Genomic DNA, 20,162 nt, shown 5'->3' with positions numbered 1-20,162 from the left:
GCTCACGCGGCGGCGTGAGCTTGGCTCCGGCCTCGATGTACGACACCTCCGCCGCGTACACGCTGCCCTCGGAGTCCACCGCGACGCTGTGCGGCCAGTTGAACTGGTCCGGGGCCTCGCCGGGCAGGTCCGCGCCGAACCTGGTGACGCGGCGGCCCTCGCGGTCGTAGATCTGGATCCGGTGGCCGAGCCCCGGCACGCCCTGCTGCACCGGCGGCGGCCCGTGCTCCGCGACGTACACGTTGGTGTCCGCGCCCCTGCCCGCGCAGACGGCGGCCGCCTTGTGGGCGTGCCAGGACGCCCGGAACGCGCCGTCCAGGGAGAACACCTGGACGCGGTGGTTCTCGCGGTCGCACACGATCACGGCGTCGTCGCCGAACAGGGCGATGTTGTGGGGCAGGCTGAACTGGCCCTCGTCGGAGCCGGGCCCACCCCACGACGCGAGGTGCCTGCCGGCCGCGTCGTAGCGGTGGACGCGGGAGTTGCCGTAGCCGTCCGACACGAAGAGGTCGCCCGTCGCCGGGCAGACCGCCACGTCGGTGGGGCGGTTGAAGGGCTCGCCGCTCTGGAAGCCGGTCGGGCGGCCGGTGCCGAGGGTGAGGAGCGTGTTGCCCTTCAGGTCGGTCTTGGTGATCCGGTTGCCGATGTCGTCGACGAGCCAGAGGTGGTCCTCATGGTCGATGGTGACGGCGTGCGGGTGCAGGAAGCGGCAGCCCTTCCAGCGCGGCGTCAGCGTCCCGTACGGGTTCTCGGCCAACTCGGTGCCCGCGAAGGGCGTTTCGTTGCCCCACATGTCGATGACGTGGCCGTCCCGGTCGAAGACCAGGACCGGCATGTTGCCGCGGTTGAAGACGTGGACCCGGTCCTCCGAGTCGACGGCGACGGACGTGGCCTCCTGCAGCCAGATCCCGTGCGGGATCTTGGCCCAGTAGGGCACGGGTTCGTAGACGGTCTCACTGGTCGCGGGTCCGACAGCCATCAGTCCTCCCAGGACGCGTCGGCCCGGAAGCATAGGGCGGCCGGGCGGCGGCGCGACAGAGGGCGTCCGCCCCCGCGTGCGTTTCCGCGTACGTCTCCGCGTATGTCTCCGCGTCCGCCCGCCGCGGCGGGCCCCGGCCCCCGTACGGGTGACCAAGACGCGCCGTCCCCCGCCCGCCCCGGTGGAATGGAGAGGTGACGACGCCGCCGGACGACTGCCTCGCGCGCAACGAGTGGATCTGCGGCGAGTACCTGAGCACGCGCCGGCAGATCCTCACCGACGCCGTGCTCCAGCACCTGGAGCTGACCGCCGTCTCCGTCCTGATCGCGCTCGCCGTCGCGCTGCCGCTCGCCGTCGCCGCCCGCCGCTGGAGCCTCGCCGCCGGGCCCGTCCTCGCGCTCACCACCGTCCTGTACACGATCCCGTCGCTCGCGATGTTCTCGCTGCTCCTGCCCCTGTACGGGCTCTCCGCCGCGCTCGTCGTCGCCGGGCTCGTCCTGTACTCCCTGACGCTCCTCGTACGGAACATCCTCGCGGGCCTGCGCGCCGTGCCCGACGAGACCCGGCAGGCCGCCCGCGGCATGGGCTACGGGCCCATCCGCCTGCTCCTCACCGTCGAACTGCCGCTCGCCCTGCCCGCCGCCATGGCGGGCCTGCGCATCGCCACCGTCTCCGCGGTCTCCCTCGTCACCGTCGGCGCGATCGTCGGCTTCGGCGGGCTCGGCAACCTGATCTACGCGGGCATGAACACCTACTTCAAGGCCCAGGTCCTCACCGCATCCGTGCTGTGCGTGGTCATCGCCGTCCTCGCCGATCTGCTGCTGCTCGGCGTGCAGCGCCTCATCACGCCCTGGACGCGGGCGGCCCGCGCATGAAGACCCTCGCCGACGCCTGGGACTGGCTCGCCGACCCCGCCCACTGGTCGGGCGACGGCGGCATCTGGCACCGGCTCGCCCAGCACCTCGTCCTGACCGTGGTGTGCCTGCTCGTCAGCTGCCTCGTCGCGCTGCCGGTGGCCCTGGTCCTCGGCCACCTCGGCAGGGGCGGCGCGCTCGCCGTGAACATCTCCAACGTCGGCCGCGCCGTGCCGACCTTCGCGGTGCTCGTCCTGCTCCTGCTCACGCCCATCGGCGACTGGGGCGAGGGCCCCACCGTCGTCGCCCTCGTCCTGTTCGCCGTGCCGCCGCTGCTCACCAACGCGTACGTCGGCATGCGCGGCGTCGACCGCGACATCGTGCGGGCCGCGCGCGGCATGGGCATGACCGGGCGACAGATGCTGTGGCGGGTCGAGGCGCCGCTCGCCCTGCCGCTGATCATGAGCGGGGTGCGGATCGCCGCCGTCCAGCTCGTCGCCACCGCCACCATCGCGGCGCTCGCGGGCGGCGGCGGGCTCGGCCGGATCATCACGGCGGGCTTCAACCTGGCGAGCACGCCGCAGGTCGTCGCGGGCGCGGTGCTCGTCGCCGCCTTCGCCCTCCTCGTCGAAGGTGTCTTCGAAGTCGCCGAGCGGCTCGCGCCCGGCTGGGCCAGGGCCGTACGGAACGGAGGAGCGGGATGAGGTGGCGCACCCGCTGCGGGGTGCTCCTCGCGGCCGCCGTGCTCGCCGCGGGCTGCGACACGGGACCGTCCCTGGAGAAGCAGGACGAGGTCACCGCGACCCCCGGCGACAGCAAGCACCTCGTCGTCGGCTCCGCGGGCTTCACCGAGAGCGACCTCCTCGCGCACATGTACGCGCTGCTCCTCAACAAGGCCGGATACGGCACGGAGTTCCTGTCCGTCGCCAACCGCGAGCTGTACGAACCCGCCCTGGAGTCCGGCCAGATCGACGTCGTGCCCGAGTACGCGGCGACGTTCGCGGACTGGCTGAACGCCAAGGTCAACGGCGCCGACGCGAAGCCCGTCGGCTCGCCCGACCTCGGCGCGACCATGAAGGCCCTGCGCGCACTCGCCGACAAGCGCGGCCTGACCGTCCTCGCCCCCGGCCGGGCCGTCGACCAGAACGCCTTCGCCGTCGCGGCCCCGTACGCGCGCCAGCACCGCCTCAAGACCCTCAGCGACCTGGGGAAGTCCGGCCTGAAGGTGCGCCTCGCCGCGGGCGACGAGTGCGTGCAGCGCCCCTACTGCGAGCCGGGTCTGAAGAAGGTGTACGGCATCGACATCACCGCCGTCGACCCCAAGGGCGTCGGCACGACCCAGGCCAAGAAGGCGGTGCAGAGCGGCCGGGACCAGATGGTGCTCACCACCTCGACGGACGCCACGCTCGACGAGTTCGGCCTGGTGCTCCTGGCCGACGACAAGCACCTCCAGAACGCCGACCACATCGTCCCGGTCGTCAACCGCTCCCGCGCGGGCAGCGAGCGCGTCGCCCGCGCGCTCGGCCGCCTCAACACCGTCCTGACGACCGCCGACCTGGCGTCCCTGAACCGGCAGGTGGACAGCTGGCGGCGGCTCCCGGAGGACGTCGCGGAGAAGTACCTGAAGGACAAGGGCCTGCTGTAGGGCGCCGATCGGGGGATGCGATGCTGACCGCATGGCCGATCACGGGGACCACGACAGGACGCGCCGCAGCTACGACACCGTCGCCGAGGAGTACGCGAACCGACTGCACGACGAGCTCGACGCCAAGCCGCTCGACCGGGCGCTCCTGGCCGCCCTGGTGGAGCGGGCGCCGCGGTGCGCGCCGGTCGCCGACCTCGGCTGCGGCCCCGGGCACGTGGCGGCCCACCTCGCCGGGCTCGGCGTCCGCACCGTCGGGATCGACCTGTCCGCGGGCATGGTCGCCGAGGGCCGCCGCCGCTATCCGCAGGTGGAGTTCCGCGAGGGCGACCTCCTCGGACTGCCCGCGGCCGACGCCGAGTTCGGCGCGGCGGTAGCCCTCTACACGATCATCCACCTGCCCCCCGACGAACTGCGCCCCGCCTTCAAGGAGTTCCACCGCGTCCTGCGCCCCGCGGGCCTGCTGCTCCTCTCCTTCCACATCGGCACGGAGATCCGCCACCTCGACGAGTGGTGGGACCACGAGGTGGACTTGGACTTCCGCTTCCTGGCGGTCGATGAGACCGCCCAGCTCTTGGAGGAGGCGGGGTTCTCAGTGGAGATGCGCATGGAACGAGCCCCTGGCTCTGGCGAAGTGGAAACCCACCGTGGCTACCTCTTGGCCCGCCGTACCTGAGACGGGGGAGGGGCAGCGCCCCGAAGGGGCGCGGGGAACTGCGCGCCCAGCCCAAACGAACCCGCAGACAAACACCGAATCCACCGCTCACGCATCGGCAACGGAGTCGAACTCCACGTCCCCCCGCCCCACCCCGTGGGCATCCGCATCCACGGACCGCCGCAACGCCTCATGCAGCTTCGCGGGCGTGAGCACCCCCACGAACCGGGCGCCGTCCACGACGGCGACCCACCCGGCGTCGTGCTGGAGCATCACGCCGAACGCCTGCTTCAGCGGGGCACCCACCGGCACCCAGGAGTTCATGCGGTGCGCCAGATCCCCGACCGTGGCGCCGTCCCCGGCAAGCGCGACCTCGTCGACGCCGACCCAGCCGTGCAGGTCGCCGTCGGCGTTCAGGACCATCGCCCAGCGGGCGTCCTCGGCGCGGAGCCGGGCCGCGGCCTGCGTCGCGGGCTCGTCCAGGCGGGCGACCGGCGGCTGCTCCAGGTCGTCGGCCTCGATCGCGGTGACCGAAAGCCGCTTCAGGCCCCGGTCCGCGCCGACGAACTCGGCGACGTACGGCGACGCGGGCGTGCCGAGGACCGCGCCCGGCGTGTCGAACTGTTCGATGCGCCCCTGCCCGTACACCGCGACCCGGTCGCCGAGCCGCACTGCCTCCTCGATGTCGTGCGTGACCATCAGGACGGTCTTGCGCACGGTCCGCTGGAGGTTCAGGAACTCGTTCTGGAGGCGCTCCCGCACCACCGGGTCGACCGCGCCGAACGGCTCGTCCATCAGGAGCACCGGCGGATCGGCGGCGAGCGCGCGGGCCACGCCGACGCGCTGGCGCTGGCCGCCGGAGAGCTGCTCGGGGTAGCGGGGGCCGTACGTCTTAGGGTCGAGGCCGACCAGGTCGAGGAGTTCGGCGGCCCGGGCCCGGGCCTTGGCCCGCTTCCAGCCGACGAGCGCCGGCACGGTCGCCGTGTTGTCGAGGATCGTGCGGTGCGGGAAGAGCCCCACCTGCTGGATGACGTAGCCGATGCGGCGGCGCAGGCGCACCGGGTCGACGCCGGAGACGTCCTGGCCGTCGACGAGGATGCGGCCCGACGTCGGCTCGATGAGCCGGTTCACCATCATCATCGTGGTCGTCTTGCCGCAGCCCGACGGGCCCACGAGCGTGACCAGCTCGCCCTCCGCGACCTCGAACGACAGGTCGTCCACGGCCGTCGTGCCGTCCGGGTAGCGCTTGGTCACCTGCTCGAACCGGATCATTCCCTCACGCTAACCGCGCCGCTCACATCCCGCTCACAAGGACCACCTCCAGGGTGCGCGGGCCGTGCACCCCCTCGACCCGGTCCAGCTCGATGTCGCTGGTCGCGGAGGGGCCCGAGATCCATGTGAGCGGGCGCGCCGGGTCGAGCCGTTCGAGGGCGAGCGGCACGGACGAGACGACCTGGTCGGGCACGCGCACGACACAGATGTGGTGGTCGGGGACCAGCGTGATCCGGCGGCGCCCCTGGTCGGGGGAGCCGTCGAGCACGAGCGTGCCGGTCTCGGCGATCGCGACCGCGCAGCCCGTGACGACGCTGTCGACCCGGTCGAGCTCCTGCGGGGTGTGCGCCGCGCGGTCGTGGACGCGGACGGGGTCGGCGGCCTTCAGCCACCACGGCGGCAGGCCGGGCGGCACGACCACCGTCCGCGCGCCCCGCGCGGCGAGCAGCCGCATCAGGAGCTCCGCGAGGCCGTCCGCGTCCGTGCGGTGCACGACGGCCCGGTAGTCGGCGAGGTTCTCGGCGAGCAGGTCGACGGTCTCCGCCTCGGTGCGCGCGCCGTGCTCGCGCAGATAGTCGCGCGGCACGGCTGCCTCGTACGCCTCGTACGCCTCGTACGCCTCGTACGCCTCGTACGCCGCGTACGAGGTGTCCGAGCCGTTCGGGTCGTGCGGCTCCGGGCCGAGCGCCCGCCTGATCCGGCCGAGGATCGCGTCCCTGCTGCTCACGCCCCGCTCCCTTCGCCGTGCGTACGCCGCCACCAGTCGCGGAACGGCTCGGCGGGCACCGGCGGCAGGTCCCGCGTGGCGCTCCAGGCCCGGCCGGGGCCCGGCAGGGCGCGCGGGTGCAGCGAGCGGGTGCGCGACGCGAGGCGCTGCCCCGTCCGAAGCACCCGCGGCCGGCCGAAGGCCCAGCGCGCCGCCCGCATCGCCGCCCGCTCCACCGCGTGCCCCTTCGCGGGCCGCAGCGTCACCTTCACGCCGCGCCGGGTCACCTCGCCGCCCTGCGCGACCCGCTCCCGCAGGTGCACCAGGACCTCCGGGATGTCGATGGCGACGGGGCACACCTCGTAACAGGCGCCGCACAGGCTCGACGCGTACGGCAGGGACGCGTCGATCTCGCTCTGCGTGCCCCGGAGTTGAGGGCTGAGGATCGCCCCGATCGGGCCCGGGTACACCGAGCCGTACGCGTGGCCGCCCGCCCGCTCGTACACCGGGCACACGTTGAGGCAGGCGGAGCAGCGGATGCAGCGCAGGGCCTGGCGGCCGACCTCGTCGGCGAGGGTGTCGGTGCGGCCGTTGTCGAGCAGCACCAGGTGGAAGGCGCTCGGGCCGTCGGAATCAGTGGTGCCGGTCCACATCGACGTGTACGGGTTCATGCGCTCGGCGGTCGACGAGCGGGGCAGGGTCTGCAGGAACACCTCCAGGTCCCGCCACGTCGGCACCACCTTCTCGATGCCGACGACGGAGATCAGCGTCTCCGGCAGGGTCAGGCACATCCGGCCGTTGCCCTCGGACTCGACGACGACGAGCGTGCCGGTCTCGGCGACCATGAAGTTGGCGCCCGAGACGCCGACCTTCGCGCGCAGGAACTTCTCGCGCAGGTGCAGGCGCGCGGCCTCGGCGAGCTCGGCGGGCGTGTCGGTGAGGCCGTCCGGGGCGGGGCGGCCCCAGGCCGCCATCCGGTCGCGGAAGATGTCCCGGATCTCGCCGCGGTTGCGGTGGATGGCGGGGACGAGGATGTGTGAGGGCCGGTCCTCGCCCAACTGCACGATCAGCTCGGCCAGATCGGTCTCGTAGGCCCGGATGCCCTCGGCCTCCAGGGCCTCGTTGAGCCCGATCTCCTGCGTGGCCATCGACTTGACCTTGACGACCTCGCGCTCCCCGGTCGCCTTCACCAGGTCGGCGACGATCCGGTTCGCCTCGGCGGCGTCCTTCGCCCAGTGCACGGTGCCGCCCGCGGCGGTGACGGACTCCTCCAACCGCAGCAGATGGCGGTCGAGATGGCGCAGCGTCTCGTCCTTGATGCGCTTGCCCGCCTCGCGCAGGCGCGCCCAGTCGTCGAGCTCGGCGACGGCACGGGCCCGCTTGTCGCGGATGGTGTGGGTGGCGTGGCGGAGGTTGGCGCGCAGCGTCCGATTGCCGACGGCCTCGCGCGCCGCCTCCGGAAACGCGGGCATCCCCACGAACGTGCCGGTCATGACCAGGGCTCCTCTTCCGTGCTCGCCAGGATCTCCGCGAGGTGCACCGGCCGCATCGCCGTGCGCAGCCGCGCCATGGTGCCGCCGATGTGCATCAGACAGGAGTTGTCGGCCGCGCACAGCACGTCGGCGCCGGTCGACTCCGCGGCGCGCACCTTGTCCGTGCCCATCGCCGCCGAGACGTCGGCGTTCTTCACCGCGAACGTGCCGCCGAAGCCGCAGCACTCCCGCGCGCCGGGCAGCTCCACGAGCTCGAGCCCCTTGACCGCCTTGAGGAGCCGCGCCGGGCGCTCGCCGAGCCCGAGCGAGCGCAGGCCGTGACAGGTGGGGTGGTAGGTGACCTTGTGCGGGTAGTACGCGCCGACGTCCGTCACGCCGAGGACGTCCACCAGGAACTCCGTCAGCTCGTACGTCTTCGGCACGACCGGCGCCACGGCGGCCGCGAGCCCACCGCCCCGGCCCTCCGCGCGGGCCCGCTCGCCCATGCGCGGATACAGCTCCCGCACCATCGCGCCGCACGACCCGGACGGCGTCACGATCGCCTCGTACCCCCCGAAGACATCGGAGAAATGCCGGGCGAGCGGCTCCGCCTGATGGCGGTAGCCGGTGTTGTAGTGGGCCTGTCCGCAACAGGTCTGCGCCATCGGGAAGTCGACGTCGACACCCAGCCTGGTCAGCAGTTTCACCACGGCACGGCCCGTGTCCGGATAGAGCGTGTCGTTGACACAGGTCAGGAAAAGTGCGACACGCATCGCCGGTCCCCTCCTCCTCGGTCATCGGATGAGCGCAGGGTACGCGGCCACCCAGGGGTTGCGATACGTTGCCCCCGCATCTGTCGTACGCGTTCGGGAGTCCTCTTGACCGTCACCTACCGCCAGCCCGGAGTCGTCCTCACCGACCGCAGGTTCACCGTGCCGCTCGATCACGACGACCCGGCGGGGGAGCGGATCGAGCTGTTCGCGCGGGAGTGCGTCGCGGCGTCCAAGGCCGACGCGGACCTGCCGTGGCTCGTGTACCTCCAGGGCGGACCCGGCTTCGGGGCGAATCGGTTCAGCGGTGCGCAGGCGTGGCTCGGCCGCGCCCTGTGCGACTACCGCGTGCTGCTGCTCGACCAGCGCGGCACGGGCAGCTCCACACCGGCCAACCGGCAGACGCTGCCGCTGCGCGGCGGCCCCCGCGAACAGGCCGACTACCTGGCGCACTTCCGCGCCGACAGCATCGTGCGCGACTGCGAGGCGATCCGCCGCGAGGTGACCGGCGGCGCGCCCTGGACGGTGCTCGGCCAGAGCTTCGGCGGCTTCTGCGCCGTGCACTACCTGTCGTCGGCGCCCGAGGGCCTGGCGGCCGCGCTGATCACCGGCGGCCTGCCGACGCTCGACGGGCACGCGGACGACGTGTACCGCGCCGCGTACCCGCGCATGGAGCGCAAGTCCCTCGCGCACTACGACCGTTACCCCCAGGACGTCGAACGGGCCCGCCGCGTCGCCGAGTTCGCCGCCGAGCACGAGCCCGTCCTGAACGGCGGCTACCGGTTCACCGCCGAGGCCTTCCAGTCCCTCGGCATCCTGCTCGGCACCGGCGACGGCAGCCACCGCCTGCACTACCTCCTGGAGGACGCCTTCGTCCGCACGCCGTCCGGGCACGAGCTGTCGGACGCCTTCCAGGAGCAGGCGGGCGCCCTCCTGTCGTACGCGGGCCATCCGCTGTACGCCCTGCTGCACGAGGCGTGTTACGCCCAGGGCGGGCGGCCCACCGCGTGGTCCGCCGAGCGGGTGCGCGCCGAGTTCCCGCGCTTCGACGCGGGCAAGAGCCTCGCCAACGGCGAGCCGCCGCTGTTCACCGGGGAGGCCGTGCAGCGCTGGATGTTCGACAGCGACCCGGCCCTGCGCCCGCTGCGCGAGACCGCCGACCTCCTCGCCGAACGCGCCGACTGGGCCCCGCTGTACGACACCGGCCGCCTCGCCGCGAACGACGTGCCGGTGGCCGCGGCCGTCTACCACGACGACCTGTACGTCGACACCGACGACGCGCTGCGCACCGCGCGGGCGATCCGGGGCCTGCGCACCTGGGTCACCGACGAGTACGAGCACGACGGCGTGCGGGCGAGCGGGCCGCGGGTCCTGGACCGGCTGCTCGGCCTGGTACGAGGGGAAGCCTGACCTCCGGATATCCGGAGCGATCCCGACGGCGTTCTGTGCCCAACCTCGTGGATAAGCTGCAGTTATGACCGAACCGCAGCACAGCACCGACCAGGCCGCCCAGCTCGCGCCCATGCCCGAGGACTGGCAGCGGGCCCTCGCCGTCGTCGCCCACCCGGACGACCTGGAGTACGGCTGCGCGGGCGCCATCGCCACATGGACGGACGGCGGTCGCGAGGTGGCGTACCTCCTCGCGACCCGCGGCGAGGCGGGCATCGACACGATGCCGCCCGCCGAGGCCGGGCCGCTGCGCGAGCGGGAGCAGCGCGCGAGCGCCGCCGTCGTCGGCGTGCGGACGGTGGAGTTCCTCGACCACAAGGACGGGGTCATCGAGTACGGCACGGCGCTGCGCCGCGACATCGCCGCCGCGATCCGCCGCCACCGGCCCGAGCTCGTCATCACGCTCAACCACCGCGACACCTGGGGTGGCGTGGCCTGGAACACCCCGGACCACGTCGCCGTCGGCCGCGCCACGCTCGACGCGGCGTCGGACGCGGGCAACCGCTGGATCTTCCCGGAGCTCGTCGAGCAGGGCCTCGAACCGTGGGACGGGGTGCGCTGGGTGGCCGTGGCCGGGACCACGTCGCCGACGCACGCGGTCGACGCGACGCCGGGCCTGGAGCGCGCCATCGGCTCGCTGCTCGAACACCGCGCGTACCTGGAGGTGTTGACCGAGGAGGACCCCGAGAAGTACTGCCGCACCTTCCTCACCGACGTCGCGCAGCGGGTCGCGCCGCGCTTCGGCGGGAAGCCCGCGGTGGCGTTCGAGGTCTTCAGCCGCTGAGGCCGCGCGTGCGGCGGGTGTGCGGCGGGTGTGCGGCCGCGCCTGAGGCCGCTTCGCTTCGCAGGTCTGACGTGTGGGTCCGACATGTGGGTCTGACATGCGGGATTGACATACAGCCTTGCCGATTCTGCAATGAACACATGGCAAGCACAGCACCTCACGACGGCACCGGCCCCGCGGACGGGGGCGCCGATGGCCAGGAGACCGACAAGGTCCTGACCGCCGTCGGCCCCCGCCTCCGCAAGATCCGCAAGGAGCGCGGGGCCACCCTCGCCGAGCTCTCGGCGGCCACCGGCATCTCCGTCAGCACCTTGTCGCGCCTGGAGTCGGGCGGGCGCAAGCCGAGCCTCGAACTGCTCCTGCCCATCGCCCGCGCCCACCAGGTGCCGCTCGACGAACTCGTCGGCGCCCCGCCCGTCGGCGACCCGCGGGTGCGGGCCAAGCCGATCGTGCGCAACGGCCGGACGATGGTCCCGCTGACCCGGCAGCCCGGCGGGCTCCAGGCGTACAAGGTCATCGAGCCCGCGCGGTCCGTCGAGCCCGACCCGCGCACCCACGAGGGCTACGAGTGGCTCTACGTCCTGTCCGGACGGCTCCGGCTCGTGCTCGGCGAGCACGACGTGGTGCTCACGGCGGGGGAGGCAGCCGAGTTCGACACGCGCGTGCCGCACTGGTTCGGCTCGACCGGGGACGGGCCCGCGGAGTTCCTGAGCCTGTTCGGGCCGCAGGGGGAGCGGATGCACGTACGCGCCAAGCCGAAAGGCCGGTCCGGGGCGGACGGCTGACCGTCGCACCCTGTTCCCAACGAGGCAAGCGACCGCTTAGTATCCAACGGAGCACGGTCCACCGAAGCCCCGTGGAGGCCCCGCATGCGCGCATGGCACGTACACCGCAACGGCGAGCCCGGGGAGGTGATGCGCCTGGAGGAGGCGGAGCGGCCGGTGCCCGGCGCGGGGCAGGTGCTCCTGAAGGTCCGGGCCGCGAACGTCAACTTCCCGGACGCGCTGCTGTGCCGCGGCCAGTACCAGATCACCCCGCCGCTGCCGTTCACGCCGGGCCTGGAGATCTGCGGGGAGACCGAGGACGGACGGCGCGTGATCGCCAACCCGGCGCTGCCGTACGGGGGTTTCGCCGAGTACGCCGTCGCGGACGCCGCCGCCCTGCTGCCCGCGCCGGACGCCCTGGACGACGCGGAGGCCGCCGCGCTGCACGTCGGCTACCAGACCGGCTGGTTCGGCCTGCACCGGCGGGCCGGGCTCCAGGCCGGCGAGACCCTGCTCGTGCACGCGGCCGCGGGCGGCGTCGGCAGCGCGGCCGTGCAGCTCGGCAATGCGGCGGGCGCCCGGGTCATCGGCGTCGTCGGCGGCCCCGAGAAGGCGAAGGTCGCCCGCGAACTCGGCTGCGACCTGGTGCTCGACCGGCGCGCGGACGACGTCGTCGCCGCCGTGAAGGAGGCCACCGGCGGGCGCGGCGCCGACGTCGTCTACGACTCGGTCGGCGGCGCCGCCTACGCGCAGTCCGCGCGGTGCGTGGCCTTCGAGGGCCGCATCCTCGTCATCGGCTTCGCGAGCGGCACCATCCCGACGCCCGCGCTCAACCACGCCCTGGTGAAGAACTACTCGATCGTCGGCCTGCACTGGGGCCTGTACGCGCAGAAGGACCCGGGGTCGGTCGCCGACTGCCACGAGCGGCTGACCGAGCTCGCCGCCAAGGGCGCGATCAGGCCGCTGGTGAGCGAGCGGCTGCCGCTGACCGGGGCGGCCGACGCGGTCCGGCGCGTCGCCGACGGCGTCACCACGGGCCGCGTGGTCGTCGAGCCCGGCCGCGCGGACGGAGCCGCCGCATGACCGACGCCACCGAACTGGTCATCCGCACCCAGGAGTTGCTGCGCGCGCACCCGCCCACCGACACGCCCCGCCAGGAGTTCCTTCAGGCGCGCTTCGACGCAGGGCTCGCCTGGGTGCACTACCCCGAGGGGCTCGGCGGCCTCGGCGCGCCGCGCTCCCTCCAGGCCGTCGTCGACGCGGAGCTGGAGGCCGCGGGCGCGCCCGACAACGACCCGCGCCGCATCGGCATCGGGCTCGGCATGGCGGCGCCCACGATCCTCGCGTACGGCACCGAGGAGCAGAAGCGGCGCTTCCTCAAGCCCCTGTGGGTCGGCGAAGAGGTGTGGTGCCAGCTGTTCAGCGAGCCCGGCGCGGGCTCCGACCTCGCCGCGCTCGGCACCCGCGCCGTCCGCAGCGGCGACGCCTGGGTGGTCGACGGGCAGAAGGTGTGGACGTCCAGCGCCCACCTGGCCCGGTGGGGCATCCTCATCGCCCGCACCGACCCGGACGCGCCCAAGCACCGCGGCATCACGTACTTCGTCTGCGACATGACGGACCCCGGCGTCGAGGTGCGGCCGCTGCGCCAGATCACCGGCGAGGCCGAGTTCAACGAGGTCTTCCTCACCGGCGTGCCGATCCCCGACAGCCGCCGCCTCGGCGCGGTCGGCGAGGGCTGGAAGGTCGCCCAGACGACCCTGATGAACGAGCGCGTCGCCATCGGCGGCCTGCGCTTCCCGCGCGGGGGCGGCATGATCGAGCCCGTCGCCCGGACCTGGCGCGAACGCCCCGAGCTGCGCACCCACGACCTGCACCAGCGCCTGCTCACCCTCTGGGTCGAGGCCGAGGTCGCCCGGCTCTCCGGCGAGCGGCTCCGCCAGCAGCTCGTCGCGGGCCAGCCCGGACCCGAGGGCTCCGGCATGAAGCTCACCTTCGCCCGCCTCAACCAGGAGATCAGCGGCCTGGAGGTCGAACTCCTCGGCGACGAGGGCCTGATGTACGACGACTGGACCATGCGGCGCCCGGAGTACGTCGACTTCACGGGCCGCGAGGCGGGCTACCGCTATCTGCGCGCCAAGGGCAACAGCATCGAGGGCGGGACGAGCGAGGTCCTGCTCAACATCGTCGCCGAGCGCGTCCTCGGCCTGCCGCCCGAGCCGCGCACCGACAAGGACGTCGCCTGGAAGGACCTGACCCGATGACATCGCCGAGCGACCTGCTGTACACGGAGGAAGAGGAGGCGCTGCGCGCCGCCGTGCGGGACCTGCTCGCCGACCGCTGTGACGCCGCCGGTGTCCTCGCCCGGATCGAGTCCGGTCAGCCCCACGACGGGGAACTGTGGAAGACCCTCGCCGGGGAGATGGGCCTCGCCGGGCTTCTCGTCCCCGAGGAGCGCGGCGGCCAGGGCGCCACGCACCGCGAGGCCGCCGTGGTCCTGGAGGAACTCGGCCGCGCGGTCGCGCCGGTGCCGTATCTGACGAGCGCGGTCGTCGCGACCGAGGCGCTGCTCGCCTGCGCGGGTGACGCGGCGGCCGAGCTGCTCGCCGCGCTGGCCTCGGGCCGTACGGTCGGCGCGCTCGCGGTGCCCTTCGCCACGGCGCCCGGCGCCGCCCTCGCCCGCGTACGGCACGCAGGCGGCGCGGTGACCGGTGAGGTGACCGGTGTCGCGGACGCGGCCGCCGCCGACGTCCTGCTCGTCCCCGCCGACGGCGGCCTGTACGCCGTCGACACCGCCCAGGACGCCGTCACCGTCACCGTCCTGACCTCCCTCGACGGCACCCGGCCGCTCGCCGCGGTCACCCTCGACGGGGCCGCCGCCCGGCCGCTCACCACGGAAGCGGAGGCCGCGGTGCGCCGGGGGCTGCGGGCCGGTGCCGGGCTCCTCGCCTCCGAGCAACTCGGCATCGCCGACTGGTGCGTGACCGAGACCGTGCGCTACACGAAGGAACGGCACCAGTTCAACCGGCCCGTCGGCTCCTTCCAGGCGCTGAAGCACCGGCTCGCCCAGCTCTGGCTGAGCACGGTCCACGCGCGCGCCGCGGCCCGGCACGCCGCCGACGCCCTGGCCACCGGCAGCGACGACCCGGACCTCGCCGTCGCCCTCGCCCAGGCCTACGCCGGGCCCATGGCGGTGCGCGCCGCCGAGGAGGCGCTGCAACTGCACGGCGGCATCGGCATGACCTGGGAACACCCGGTCCAGCTGCGCCTGAAGCGGGCCAAGGCCGACTCGATCGCCCTCGGCACGGCGGGGCGGCACCGCGCGACCCTGGCCGCTCTAGTGGACCTGCCCGCTCCGGTAACGCCCTGACCTGGGCCTGGTCCGAAAGTCGTAGGGGACCGGCGCCTTACACACCCATTACTTGAGGCATAATTGCGAGCTGTTCGCAACAAGGATTGATCTTCAGTAGGGGTGTGGAGCATGAGGGCCCGATCCATACGGACCACGGGCGCGGTCGCGGCGACCGCCGCACTGGCGGTCGCCGCATCGGCCTGTTCGTCGCCGGACGACGGCAAGGGTGCGGGCGGCGCCAAGGACTCCGCCGTCGTCGGCATCGCGTACGAGCCCGAGACCCTCAGCCCGCTCCTCGGCTACGGCAAGGACGGCAACTCCAAGATCTTCGACGGCCTGCTCACGCACGACGCCGGCATGAAGCTGAAGCCCGCGCTCGCCGCGAAGCTCCCGCGGGTCTCCGGCGACGGCAGGACGTACACGTACGAGCTGCGCAAGGGCGTGAAGTTCAGCGACGGCAAGCCGTTCACGGCCAAGGACGTCGTCTTCACGTACGAGACCATCCTCGACAAGAAGACGAACAACGCCTCCAAGACCGAGCTCGACGCCCTCAAGAGCGTCGAGGCCAAGGGCGCGGACAGCGTCGTCTTCCACCTCAAGTACCCCTACGCTCCGTTCGCCGAGCGCACCGTCCTGCCCATCGCGCCCGAGCACGTCGCGGGCAAGCAGGACGTGAACACCGGCGACTTCTCCACCAAGCCCGTCGGCACCGGCCCCTACAAGCTGGTGAAGTGGTCCAAGGGCGAGAAGATCGTCTTCAAGGCGAACCCGGACTACTGGGGCGGCGCGCCGAAGATCAAGAACTTCACGATGGCGATCATCAAGGACGACGACGTGCGCGCCACCCGGCTGCGCACCGGCGACCTCGACGGCGCCATCCTGCCGCCCAACCTCGCCAAGACCTTCGCGTCCGACGGCGACAAGAAGACGTACGCCGCCAAGACCTTCGACTACCGCGTCGTGACCCTGCCGACCGGCAACAAGGTCGCGGGCGACACCGACGTCCGCCGCGCCCTGGACATCGGCGTCGACCGCAAGGCCATGGTCGACTCGATCCTCGAAGGCGCCGGCAAGGAGGCCTACGGGCCCGTCCCGACGGACAGCCCCTGGTTCACCAAGGGCACCGAGCGGAAGTTCGACGCCGCCAAGGCGAAGAAGCTCCTCGACGACGCCGGCTGGAAGCCCGGCAAGGGCGGCATCCGCGAGAAGGACGGCGTCAAGGCCACCTTCCCGCTCTGGTACCTCACCGGCGACAAGCTCCGCCAGGAGCACGCCCTCGCCTACGCCTCCGACGCCAAGAAGCTCGGCATCAAGATCGAGGTGCAGTCCGGCACCTGGGAGGTCATCGAGCCGCGCATGGCCAAGGACGCCGTCCTCGCGGGCGGCGGCTCCCCGGCCGACCCGGACTTCGACCAGTACACCCTCCTGAAGTCCTCCCTCGCCGGTGACGGCTTCAACAACATGGCGCACTACGACAACCCCAAGGTCGACCAGGCCCTGGAGGACGCCCGCAAGAGCGGCGACCGCGCGGGGCGCCGGGCCGCGTACGACACCATCCAGCGCGAGCTGGTGAAGAACCCCGGCTACACCTTCCTCACGCACATCGACCACCTGTACGTGGTGAACAAGTCCTTCGGCGACCTGTCCACGCAGGTCGAGCCGCACGACCACGGCCTGGCCTCGGGCCCGTGGTGGAACGTCGAGGACTGGCAGCCGAACAAGTGACGTCCGCGCCCGACAAGCGGCGCGCCCGGGGGGCCCGCGGGGTCCCCTGGGCGCCCATGGCACGGCTCGTCGCACGACGGGCCGTGTTCGCCGTCCCCGTCCTGCTCGTCGTCACCTTCGGCGTCTTCGCCGTCGCCGAAGCCTCGCCCTTCGACCCCGTCAAGGCGTACGCGGGCACGGCCGGGCTCACCGCGTCCCAGGAGAACCTGGACCAGTTGCGCGCCAACCTCGGCGTCGACAAGCCGCTCGTCAGCCGCTGGTGGGACTGGCTGACCTCGGCCGTCCAGGGCGACCTCGGCGACTCCAGCACCCTGCGCCAGCCCGTCGCCGACGCCATCGGCGAGCGCATCGGCTGGTCCGTGCTGCTGGCCGCCACCGCGTTCGTCCTCGCGATCCTCCTCGGCACCGCGCTCGGCGTCCTCGCCGCGCGCCGCCCCGGCGGCTGGCTCGACCGCGGCGTCACCTCGCTCGCGTACACCCTCGAAGCGGCCCCGCCGTTCTGGCTCGGCCTGCTCGCGATGTGGCTGTTCGCCCTGAAGCTCGACGTGCTTCCCGCGGGCGGGCTCACCGACACCGCGAGCACCACGGTGACGTTCAGTCAGGTCACCAGCCACCTGGCGCTGCCCGCCGCGGTCCTCGCGGTGTCACAGCTGCCCTGGTTCGTGCTGTACGTACGCCAGGGCGTCGGCGACGCGCTCGGCGACGACCCTGTGCGCGGCGCCCGCGCCCGCGGCCTGTCCGAGCGCACCGTGCTGCTCCACCACGCCTTCCGCTCCGGCATGCTGCCGGTGCTCACGCTCATCGGCTCCCGCGTGCCCGAACTCATCACGGGGGCGCTCCTGGTGGAGACCGTCTTCAGCTGGCCCGGCATCGCCGCGGCCACCGTGCAGGCCGCCACGTCCGTGGACTTCCCGCTGCTCGCCGCGCTCACCGCGCTCGCGACCGCCGCGGTCCTGCTCGGCAACCTCCTCGCGGACCTGCTGTACGGGCTCGCCGACCCGAGGGTGGGATTCGATGGCTGACGTCACCTGGCGCCCCGCGTCGGGGCGCACGGCGCGGAAGCGGGCCGGGGCCACGCGCGCGTGGCGGGTGTGGACCTCCGCCGCGATCGTCGCGGCCGTCGTGCTCGCCGTCCTGATCGTGCCGCCGGTCGTCGACCTCGACGAACAGGCCGTGCACCTCGCGGACAAGCTGCTCCCGCCGTCCCTCGGCCACCCTTTCGGCACCGACGACGTGGGCCGCGACCTGCTCGTGCGCTGCGTGTACGGGCTCCGCGTCTCGCTGCTCGTCGGCCTGGTCGCCGCCGTCGTGGCCACCGTCATCGGCACGGCGGTCGGCGCGCTCGCCGCCGCGTCCGGCGGCTGGGTGGACCGGATCGTGATGCGGCTCGTGGACGTCTTCTCGTCCGTGCCGCACCTGCTGCTCGGCATCTTCATCGTCGCCATGTTCCGGCCGGGCGTCTGGCCCGTGGTGATCTCCGTGGGGCTCACGCACTGGCTGTCCACGGCCCGCATCGTGCGCGCGGAAGTCCTGTCCCTGCGCTCCCGGCCGTACATCGACGCGGCGATCTCCGGCGGCGCGTCGCGCCTGCGCGTGACCGTGCGCCATCTGCTGCCCGCCGTCCTGCCGCAGGCCGGGCTCGCCGCCGTCCTGATGGTGCCGCACGCCATCTGGCACGAGTCGGCGCTCTCCTTCCTCGGCCTCGGCCTGCCCTCGCACCAGGCGAGCCTCGGCACGCTCGTGCAGAGCGCCCGCAGCTCGCTCCTCGCGGGCGACTGGTGGCCCACGCTCTTCCCCGGCCTGTTCATCATCGTGCCCACCCTGGCGATCGCGGGCCTCGCGGGCGCCTGGCGCGAGCGGATCAATCCGCGCCGCCGATCGGAGCTGATGCTGTGAGCACCCCTGTCCTGTCGGTACGCGGCCTGTCCGTGCGCTTCCGCATGCGCGGCGGCGCGCACGTGGCCGCCGTCACCGACGCCCGCTTCGACCTGGCCGCGGGGGAGTGCCTCGCCCTCGTCGGCGAGAGCGGCTGCGGCAAGTCCGTGCTCGCCTCCGCGCTGCTCGGCCTCCTTCCGGAGAACGCCGAGACCGCCGGGTCCGCGCTCCTCGGCGACACCGACCTGCTCACCGCCGACGAGCGCACCCTCGCCCGCACCGTGCGCGGACGGCGCGTCGGCCTCGTACCGCAGAGCCCCGCCGCGCACCTCACGCCCGTGCGGACCGTGCGCTCCCAGCTGGAGGAGACCCTGCGGGAGCTCGCGGGCGTGCGCAGGCCGGAGCTGCGCAAGGCCGCAGAGGCCGCCGCCGAGCGCGCCTCCTTCCCCCTCGGCCACCTCGACCGCCACCCCCACCAGCTGTCCGGCGGCCTCGCCCAGCGCGCCGCCACCGCGCTCGCCCTCATCGGCGACGCGCCCCTGCTCCTCGCCGACGAACCCACCACCGGCCTCGACCGCGAGCTCGTCGACCGCACCGTCGACGAACTGCGCCGCCACGTCGGCGACGACCGGGCCCTGCTCCTCATCACCCACGACCTGGCCGCGGCCCGGCGCATCGCCGACCGCGTCGCCGTGATGTACGCGAGCCGCATCGTCGAGATCGCCGACGCGGAGGCCTTCTTCGGCGACCCGGGGCCGCGCCACCCGTACGCCCGCGGACTCCTCGACGCCCTGCCCGAGCGGGAGTTCACGCCCATCCCCGGCATGCCGCCCGAGCTGTCCGCGCTGCCCGAGGGCTGCGCGTTCGCCGCGCGCTGCGACCGCGCCGACGAGGCGTGCGCGGCCGTACCGGCCCTCGACGCGTCGGGCACCGCCTGCCACCACCCGGCCACCGTAGCCCTTGAGGCCCCCCGTGCTTGAACTGCGCTCCCTGACCGCCGGATACGACCGCCGCGACCCCGTCGTGCGCGGCGTCGACCTCACCATCGCCCCCGGCGAGTCCGTCGGCCTGCTCGGCCCCAGCGGCTGCGGCAAGTCGACGCTCGCCCGGGTCGCGGCGCTGCTGCACCGGCCCGACAGCGGGCAGGTCGTCATCGACGGCGCACCGGCCCGCGGCTGGCGCCACCGCGCCCCGCGCGCCCAGCGCACCGCGTTCGGCGTGGTCTTCCAGCAGCCGCGCCTGTCCGCCGACCCGCGCCTGACCCTCGCCCAGCTGATCGCGGAGCCCCTGCGGGCCACCGGCCGCGCCGCCGAAGCCCCCGCCCGCGTGGCGGACTTGGCGCGCACGGTCGGCCTGAGCGCGGACCTTCTCACCCGCCGCCCCCACGAGGTCAGCGACGGCCAGCTCCAGCGCGCCTGCCTGGCCCGCGCCCTGGTCCTGCGCCCGCGCTGGCTGATCTGCGACGAGATGACGGCGATGCTGGACGCGTCGACGACCGCGGCCCTGGTGGCGGCCGTGGAGGCCTACCGCGCCGACAGTGGCGCGGGGCTGCTCGCCGTGGGCCACGACAAGGTGCTCCTCGACCGGTGGTGCGACCGGACCGTGCAGTGGGCGGAGTTGGCCGGCGGACGGTAGCCGTCGACGGCGCGGAAAACCCGGTGCGCGGGCCGGGCGGTGCTCGCTACGGTGATGATGTCCAGGTGCGAAGGAGCGGGTTACTTCGTTTTGGGAACGGGTGGTCGCGGGTTCGAATCCCGTCGTCGACTTCGGGTCGGCGTAGCTCAGCGGCAGAGCGCCATGTCACCTGCACCGATCATGACCTCTGGACACCTGACGCCGACCCGTCGGGCAGGTCCTACTAGGGGC

20 protein-coding genes are annotated in these 20,162 nt (G+C 73.3%); 15 read left to right on the top strand and 5 right to left on the bottom strand.

Annotated elements, in window-relative coordinates; translation table 11 throughout:
* Positions 1–979: peptidyl-alpha-hydroxyglycine alpha-amidating lyase family protein (locus ACFWZ5_RS36910; RefSeq protein WP_384891870.1), on the bottom strand; the 979-nt coding region annotated here is incomplete at its 3' end.
* 194 nt (positions 980–1,173) lie between these two features.
* Between ACFWZ5_RS36910 and ACFWZ5_RS36905 the strand changes: the two genes are divergently transcribed.
* The 4 genes from ACFWZ5_RS36905 to ACFWZ5_RS36890 are packed head-to-tail and all read left to right on the top strand — an operon-like array spanning position 1,174 to position 4,151.
* Positions 1,174–1,854 carry an ABC transporter permease gene (locus ACFWZ5_RS36905; protein WP_384795283.1) on the top strand — a complete coding sequence of 227 codons (681 nt, stop codon included), beginning with the start codon at positions 1,174–1,176 and terminating at the stop codon, positions 1,852–1,854.
* Positions 1,851–2,537 carry an ABC transporter permease gene (locus ACFWZ5_RS36900; RefSeq protein ID WP_384795281.1) on the top strand — a complete coding sequence of 229 codons (687 nt, stop codon included), beginning with the start codon at positions 1,851–1,853 and terminating at the stop codon, positions 2,535–2,537. The genes ACFWZ5_RS36905 and ACFWZ5_RS36900 overlap by 4 nt, the downstream gene beginning before the upstream one ends.
* On the top strand, positions 2,534–3,478 hold the full coding sequence (locus ACFWZ5_RS36895) for an ABC transporter substrate-binding protein (protein WP_384795279.1): 945 nt from the start codon (positions 2,534–2,536) through the stop codon (positions 3,476–3,478). The genes ACFWZ5_RS36900 and ACFWZ5_RS36895 overlap by 4 nt, the downstream gene beginning before the upstream one ends.
* A 31-nt stretch (positions 3,479–3,509) precedes the next feature.
* On the top strand, positions 3,510–4,151 hold the full coding sequence (locus ACFWZ5_RS36890; protein ID WP_384795277.1) for a class I SAM-dependent DNA methyltransferase: 642 nt from the start codon (positions 3,510–3,512) through the stop codon (positions 4,149–4,151).
* Positions 4,152–4,238: 87 nt separating this feature from the next.
* On the opposite strand, the gene ACFWZ5_RS36885 is transcribed toward ACFWZ5_RS36890, so the two are convergent.
* The 4 genes from ACFWZ5_RS36885 to ACFWZ5_RS36870 are packed head-to-tail and all read right to left on the bottom strand — an operon-like array spanning position 4,239 to position 8,353.
* Positions 4,239–5,402, bottom strand: coding sequence for an ABC transporter ATP-binding protein (locus tag ACFWZ5_RS36885; RefSeq protein WP_384795275.1), 1,164 nt, complete (start codon positions 5,400–5,402; stop codon positions 4,239–4,241).
* Between the two features lie 22 nt (positions 5,403–5,424).
* The gene (locus tag ACFWZ5_RS36880; protein WP_384795273.1) at positions 5,425–6,129 is read right to left on the bottom strand and encodes a lactate utilization protein C; all 705 of its coding nucleotides are present in this window, start codon (positions 6,127–6,129) and stop codon (positions 5,425–5,427) included.
* The gene (locus ACFWZ5_RS36875; protein ID WP_384795271.1) at positions 6,126–7,601 is read right to left on the bottom strand and encodes a lactate utilization protein B; all 1,476 of its coding nucleotides are present in this window, start codon (positions 7,599–7,601) and stop codon (positions 6,126–6,128) included. The genes ACFWZ5_RS36880 and ACFWZ5_RS36875 overlap by 4 nt, the downstream gene beginning before the upstream one ends.
* Positions 7,598–8,353: a (Fe-S)-binding protein gene (locus tag ACFWZ5_RS36870; RefSeq protein WP_384795269.1), complete on the bottom strand. Its 756-nt coding sequence runs from the start codon at positions 8,351–8,353 to the stop codon at positions 7,598–7,600. The genes ACFWZ5_RS36875 and ACFWZ5_RS36870 overlap by 4 nt, the downstream gene beginning before the upstream one ends.
* Positions 8,354–8,458: 105 nt before the next feature.
* Here ACFWZ5_RS36870 and ACFWZ5_RS36865 point away from each other — a divergent pair, with 105 nt between their 5' ends.
* The 11 genes from ACFWZ5_RS36865 (at position 8,459) to ACFWZ5_RS36815 (ending at position 19,931) form a co-directional block, all read left to right on the top strand.
* A complete protein-coding gene (locus ACFWZ5_RS36865; protein ID WP_384795267.1) occupies positions 8,459–9,760 on the top strand; it encodes an alpha/beta fold hydrolase in 1,302 nt (433 codons plus the stop codon).
* A 64-nt stretch (positions 9,761–9,824) separates the two neighbouring features.
* Positions 9,825–10,583 carry a PIG-L deacetylase family protein gene (locus ACFWZ5_RS36860; protein WP_384795265.1) on the top strand — a complete coding sequence of 253 codons (759 nt, stop codon included), beginning with the start codon at positions 9,825–9,827 and terminating at the stop codon, positions 10,581–10,583.
* Between the two features lie 140 nt (positions 10,584–10,723).
* Positions 10,724–11,368: a helix-turn-helix domain-containing protein gene (locus ACFWZ5_RS36855; protein WP_384795263.1), complete on the top strand. Its 645-nt coding sequence runs from the start codon at positions 10,724–10,726 to the stop codon at positions 11,366–11,368.
* 84 nt (positions 11,369–11,452) lie between these two features.
* On the top strand, positions 11,453–12,430 hold the full coding sequence (locus ACFWZ5_RS36850; protein ID WP_384795261.1) for an NADPH:quinone oxidoreductase family protein: 978 nt from the start codon (positions 11,453–11,455) through the stop codon (positions 12,428–12,430).
* Positions 12,427–13,608 carry an acyl-CoA dehydrogenase family protein gene (locus ACFWZ5_RS36845; RefSeq protein ID WP_384795259.1) on the top strand — a complete coding sequence of 394 codons (1,182 nt, stop codon included), beginning with the start codon at positions 12,427–12,429 and terminating at the stop codon, positions 13,606–13,608. The genes ACFWZ5_RS36850 and ACFWZ5_RS36845 overlap by 4 nt, the downstream gene beginning before the upstream one ends.
* Positions 13,605–14,714: an acyl-CoA dehydrogenase family protein gene (locus ACFWZ5_RS36840; RefSeq protein ID WP_384795257.1), complete on the top strand. Its 1,110-nt coding sequence runs from the start codon at positions 13,605–13,607 to the stop codon at positions 14,712–14,714. The genes ACFWZ5_RS36845 and ACFWZ5_RS36840 overlap by 4 nt, the downstream gene beginning before the upstream one ends.
* A 111-nt stretch (positions 14,715–14,825) precedes the next feature.
* Positions 14,826–16,421 carry an ABC transporter substrate-binding protein gene (locus tag ACFWZ5_RS36835; protein ID WP_384795255.1) on the top strand — a complete coding sequence of 532 codons (1,596 nt, stop codon included), beginning with the start codon at positions 14,826–14,828 and terminating at the stop codon, positions 16,419–16,421.
* 56 nt (positions 16,422–16,477) lie between these two features.
* Positions 16,478–17,443: an ABC transporter permease gene (locus tag ACFWZ5_RS36830; RefSeq protein WP_384795253.1), complete on the top strand. Its 966-nt coding sequence runs from the start codon at positions 16,478–16,480 to the stop codon at positions 17,441–17,443.
* Positions 17,436–18,317 (top strand): ABC transporter permease, encoded by an 882-nt coding sequence (locus ACFWZ5_RS36825; RefSeq protein WP_384795251.1) that lies wholly within the window; start codon positions 17,436–17,438, stop codon positions 18,315–18,317. The genes ACFWZ5_RS36830 and ACFWZ5_RS36825 overlap by 8 nt, the downstream gene beginning before the upstream one ends.
* Positions 18,318–18,361: 44 nt before the next feature.
* Positions 18,362–19,276 (top strand): ABC transporter ATP-binding protein, encoded by a 915-nt coding sequence (locus ACFWZ5_RS36820; protein ID WP_384795287.1) that lies wholly within the window; start codon positions 18,362–18,364, stop codon positions 19,274–19,276.
* Complete coding sequence (locus ACFWZ5_RS36815; RefSeq protein WP_384795249.1) at positions 19,269–19,931, top strand: ABC transporter ATP-binding protein; 663 nt, start codon at positions 19,269–19,271, stop codon at positions 19,929–19,931. The genes ACFWZ5_RS36820 and ACFWZ5_RS36815 overlap by 8 nt, the downstream gene beginning before the upstream one ends.
* Positions 19,932–20,162: the final 231 nt, after the last annotated feature.

The sequence above is a fragment of the Streptomyces sp. NPDC059003 genome (genome assembly GCF_042740445.1).
GTDB lineage: Bacteria > Actinomycetota > Actinomycetes > Streptomycetales > Streptomycetaceae > Streptomyces.
The sequence above is the reverse complement of the archived record's forward strand: the minus strand, read 5'-3'. Positions and strand labels throughout refer to the sequence as shown.

What these genes read in the sequence shown, in the direction of transcription:
- ACFWZ5_RS36900 (WP_384795281.1), top strand. Translation starts at nt 1,851, where the DNA reads ATGAAGACCCTCGCCGACGCCTGGGACTGGCTCGCCGACCCCGCCCAC.
- ACFWZ5_RS36850 (WP_384795261.1), top strand. Translation starts at nt 11,453, where the DNA reads ATGCGCGCATGGCACGTACACCGCAACGGCGAGCCCGGGGAGGTGATG.
- ACFWZ5_RS36825 (WP_384795251.1), top strand. Translation starts at nt 17,436, where the DNA reads ATGGCTGACGTCACCTGGCGCCCCGCGTCGGGGCGCACGGCGCGGAAG.
- ACFWZ5_RS36855 (WP_384795263.1), top strand. Translation starts at nt 10,724, where the DNA reads ATGGCAAGCACAGCACCTCACGACGGCACCGGCCCCGCGGACGGGGGC.
- ACFWZ5_RS36840 (WP_384795257.1), top strand. Translation starts at nt 13,605, where the DNA reads ATGACATCGCCGAGCGACCTGCTGTACACGGAGGAAGAGGAGGCGCTG.
- ACFWZ5_RS36885 (WP_384795275.1), bottom strand. Translation starts at nt 5,402, where the DNA reads ATGATCCGGTTCGAGCAGGTGACCAAGCGCTACCCGGACGGCACGACG.
- ACFWZ5_RS36870 (WP_384795269.1), bottom strand. Translation starts at nt 8,353, where the DNA reads ATGCGTGTCGCACTTTTCCTGACCTGTGTCAACGACACGCTCTATCCG.
- ACFWZ5_RS36860 (WP_384795265.1), top strand. Translation starts at nt 9,825, where the DNA reads ATGACCGAACCGCAGCACAGCACCGACCAGGCCGCCCAGCTCGCGCCC.
- ACFWZ5_RS36845 (WP_384795259.1), top strand. Translation starts at nt 12,427, where the DNA reads ATGACCGACGCCACCGAACTGGTCATCCGCACCCAGGAGTTGCTGCGC.
- ACFWZ5_RS36890 (WP_384795277.1), top strand. Translation starts at nt 3,510, where the DNA reads ATGGCCGATCACGGGGACCACGACAGGACGCGCCGCAGCTACGACACC.
- ACFWZ5_RS36830 (WP_384795253.1), top strand. Translation starts at nt 16,478, where the DNA reads ATGGCACGGCTCGTCGCACGACGGGCCGTGTTCGCCGTCCCCGTCCTG.
- ACFWZ5_RS36835 (WP_384795255.1), top strand. Translation starts at nt 14,826, where the DNA reads ATGAGGGCCCGATCCATACGGACCACGGGCGCGGTCGCGGCGACCGCC.
- ACFWZ5_RS36875 (WP_384795271.1), bottom strand. Translation starts at nt 7,601, where the DNA reads ATGACCGGCACGTTCGTGGGGATGCCCGCGTTTCCGGAGGCGGCGCGC.
- ACFWZ5_RS36820 (WP_384795287.1), top strand. Translation starts at nt 18,362, where the DNA reads ATGCGCGGCGGCGCGCACGTGGCCGCCGTCACCGACGCCCGCTTCGAC.
- ACFWZ5_RS36895 (WP_384795279.1), top strand. Translation starts at nt 2,534, where the DNA reads ATGAGGTGGCGCACCCGCTGCGGGGTGCTCCTCGCGGCCGCCGTGCTC.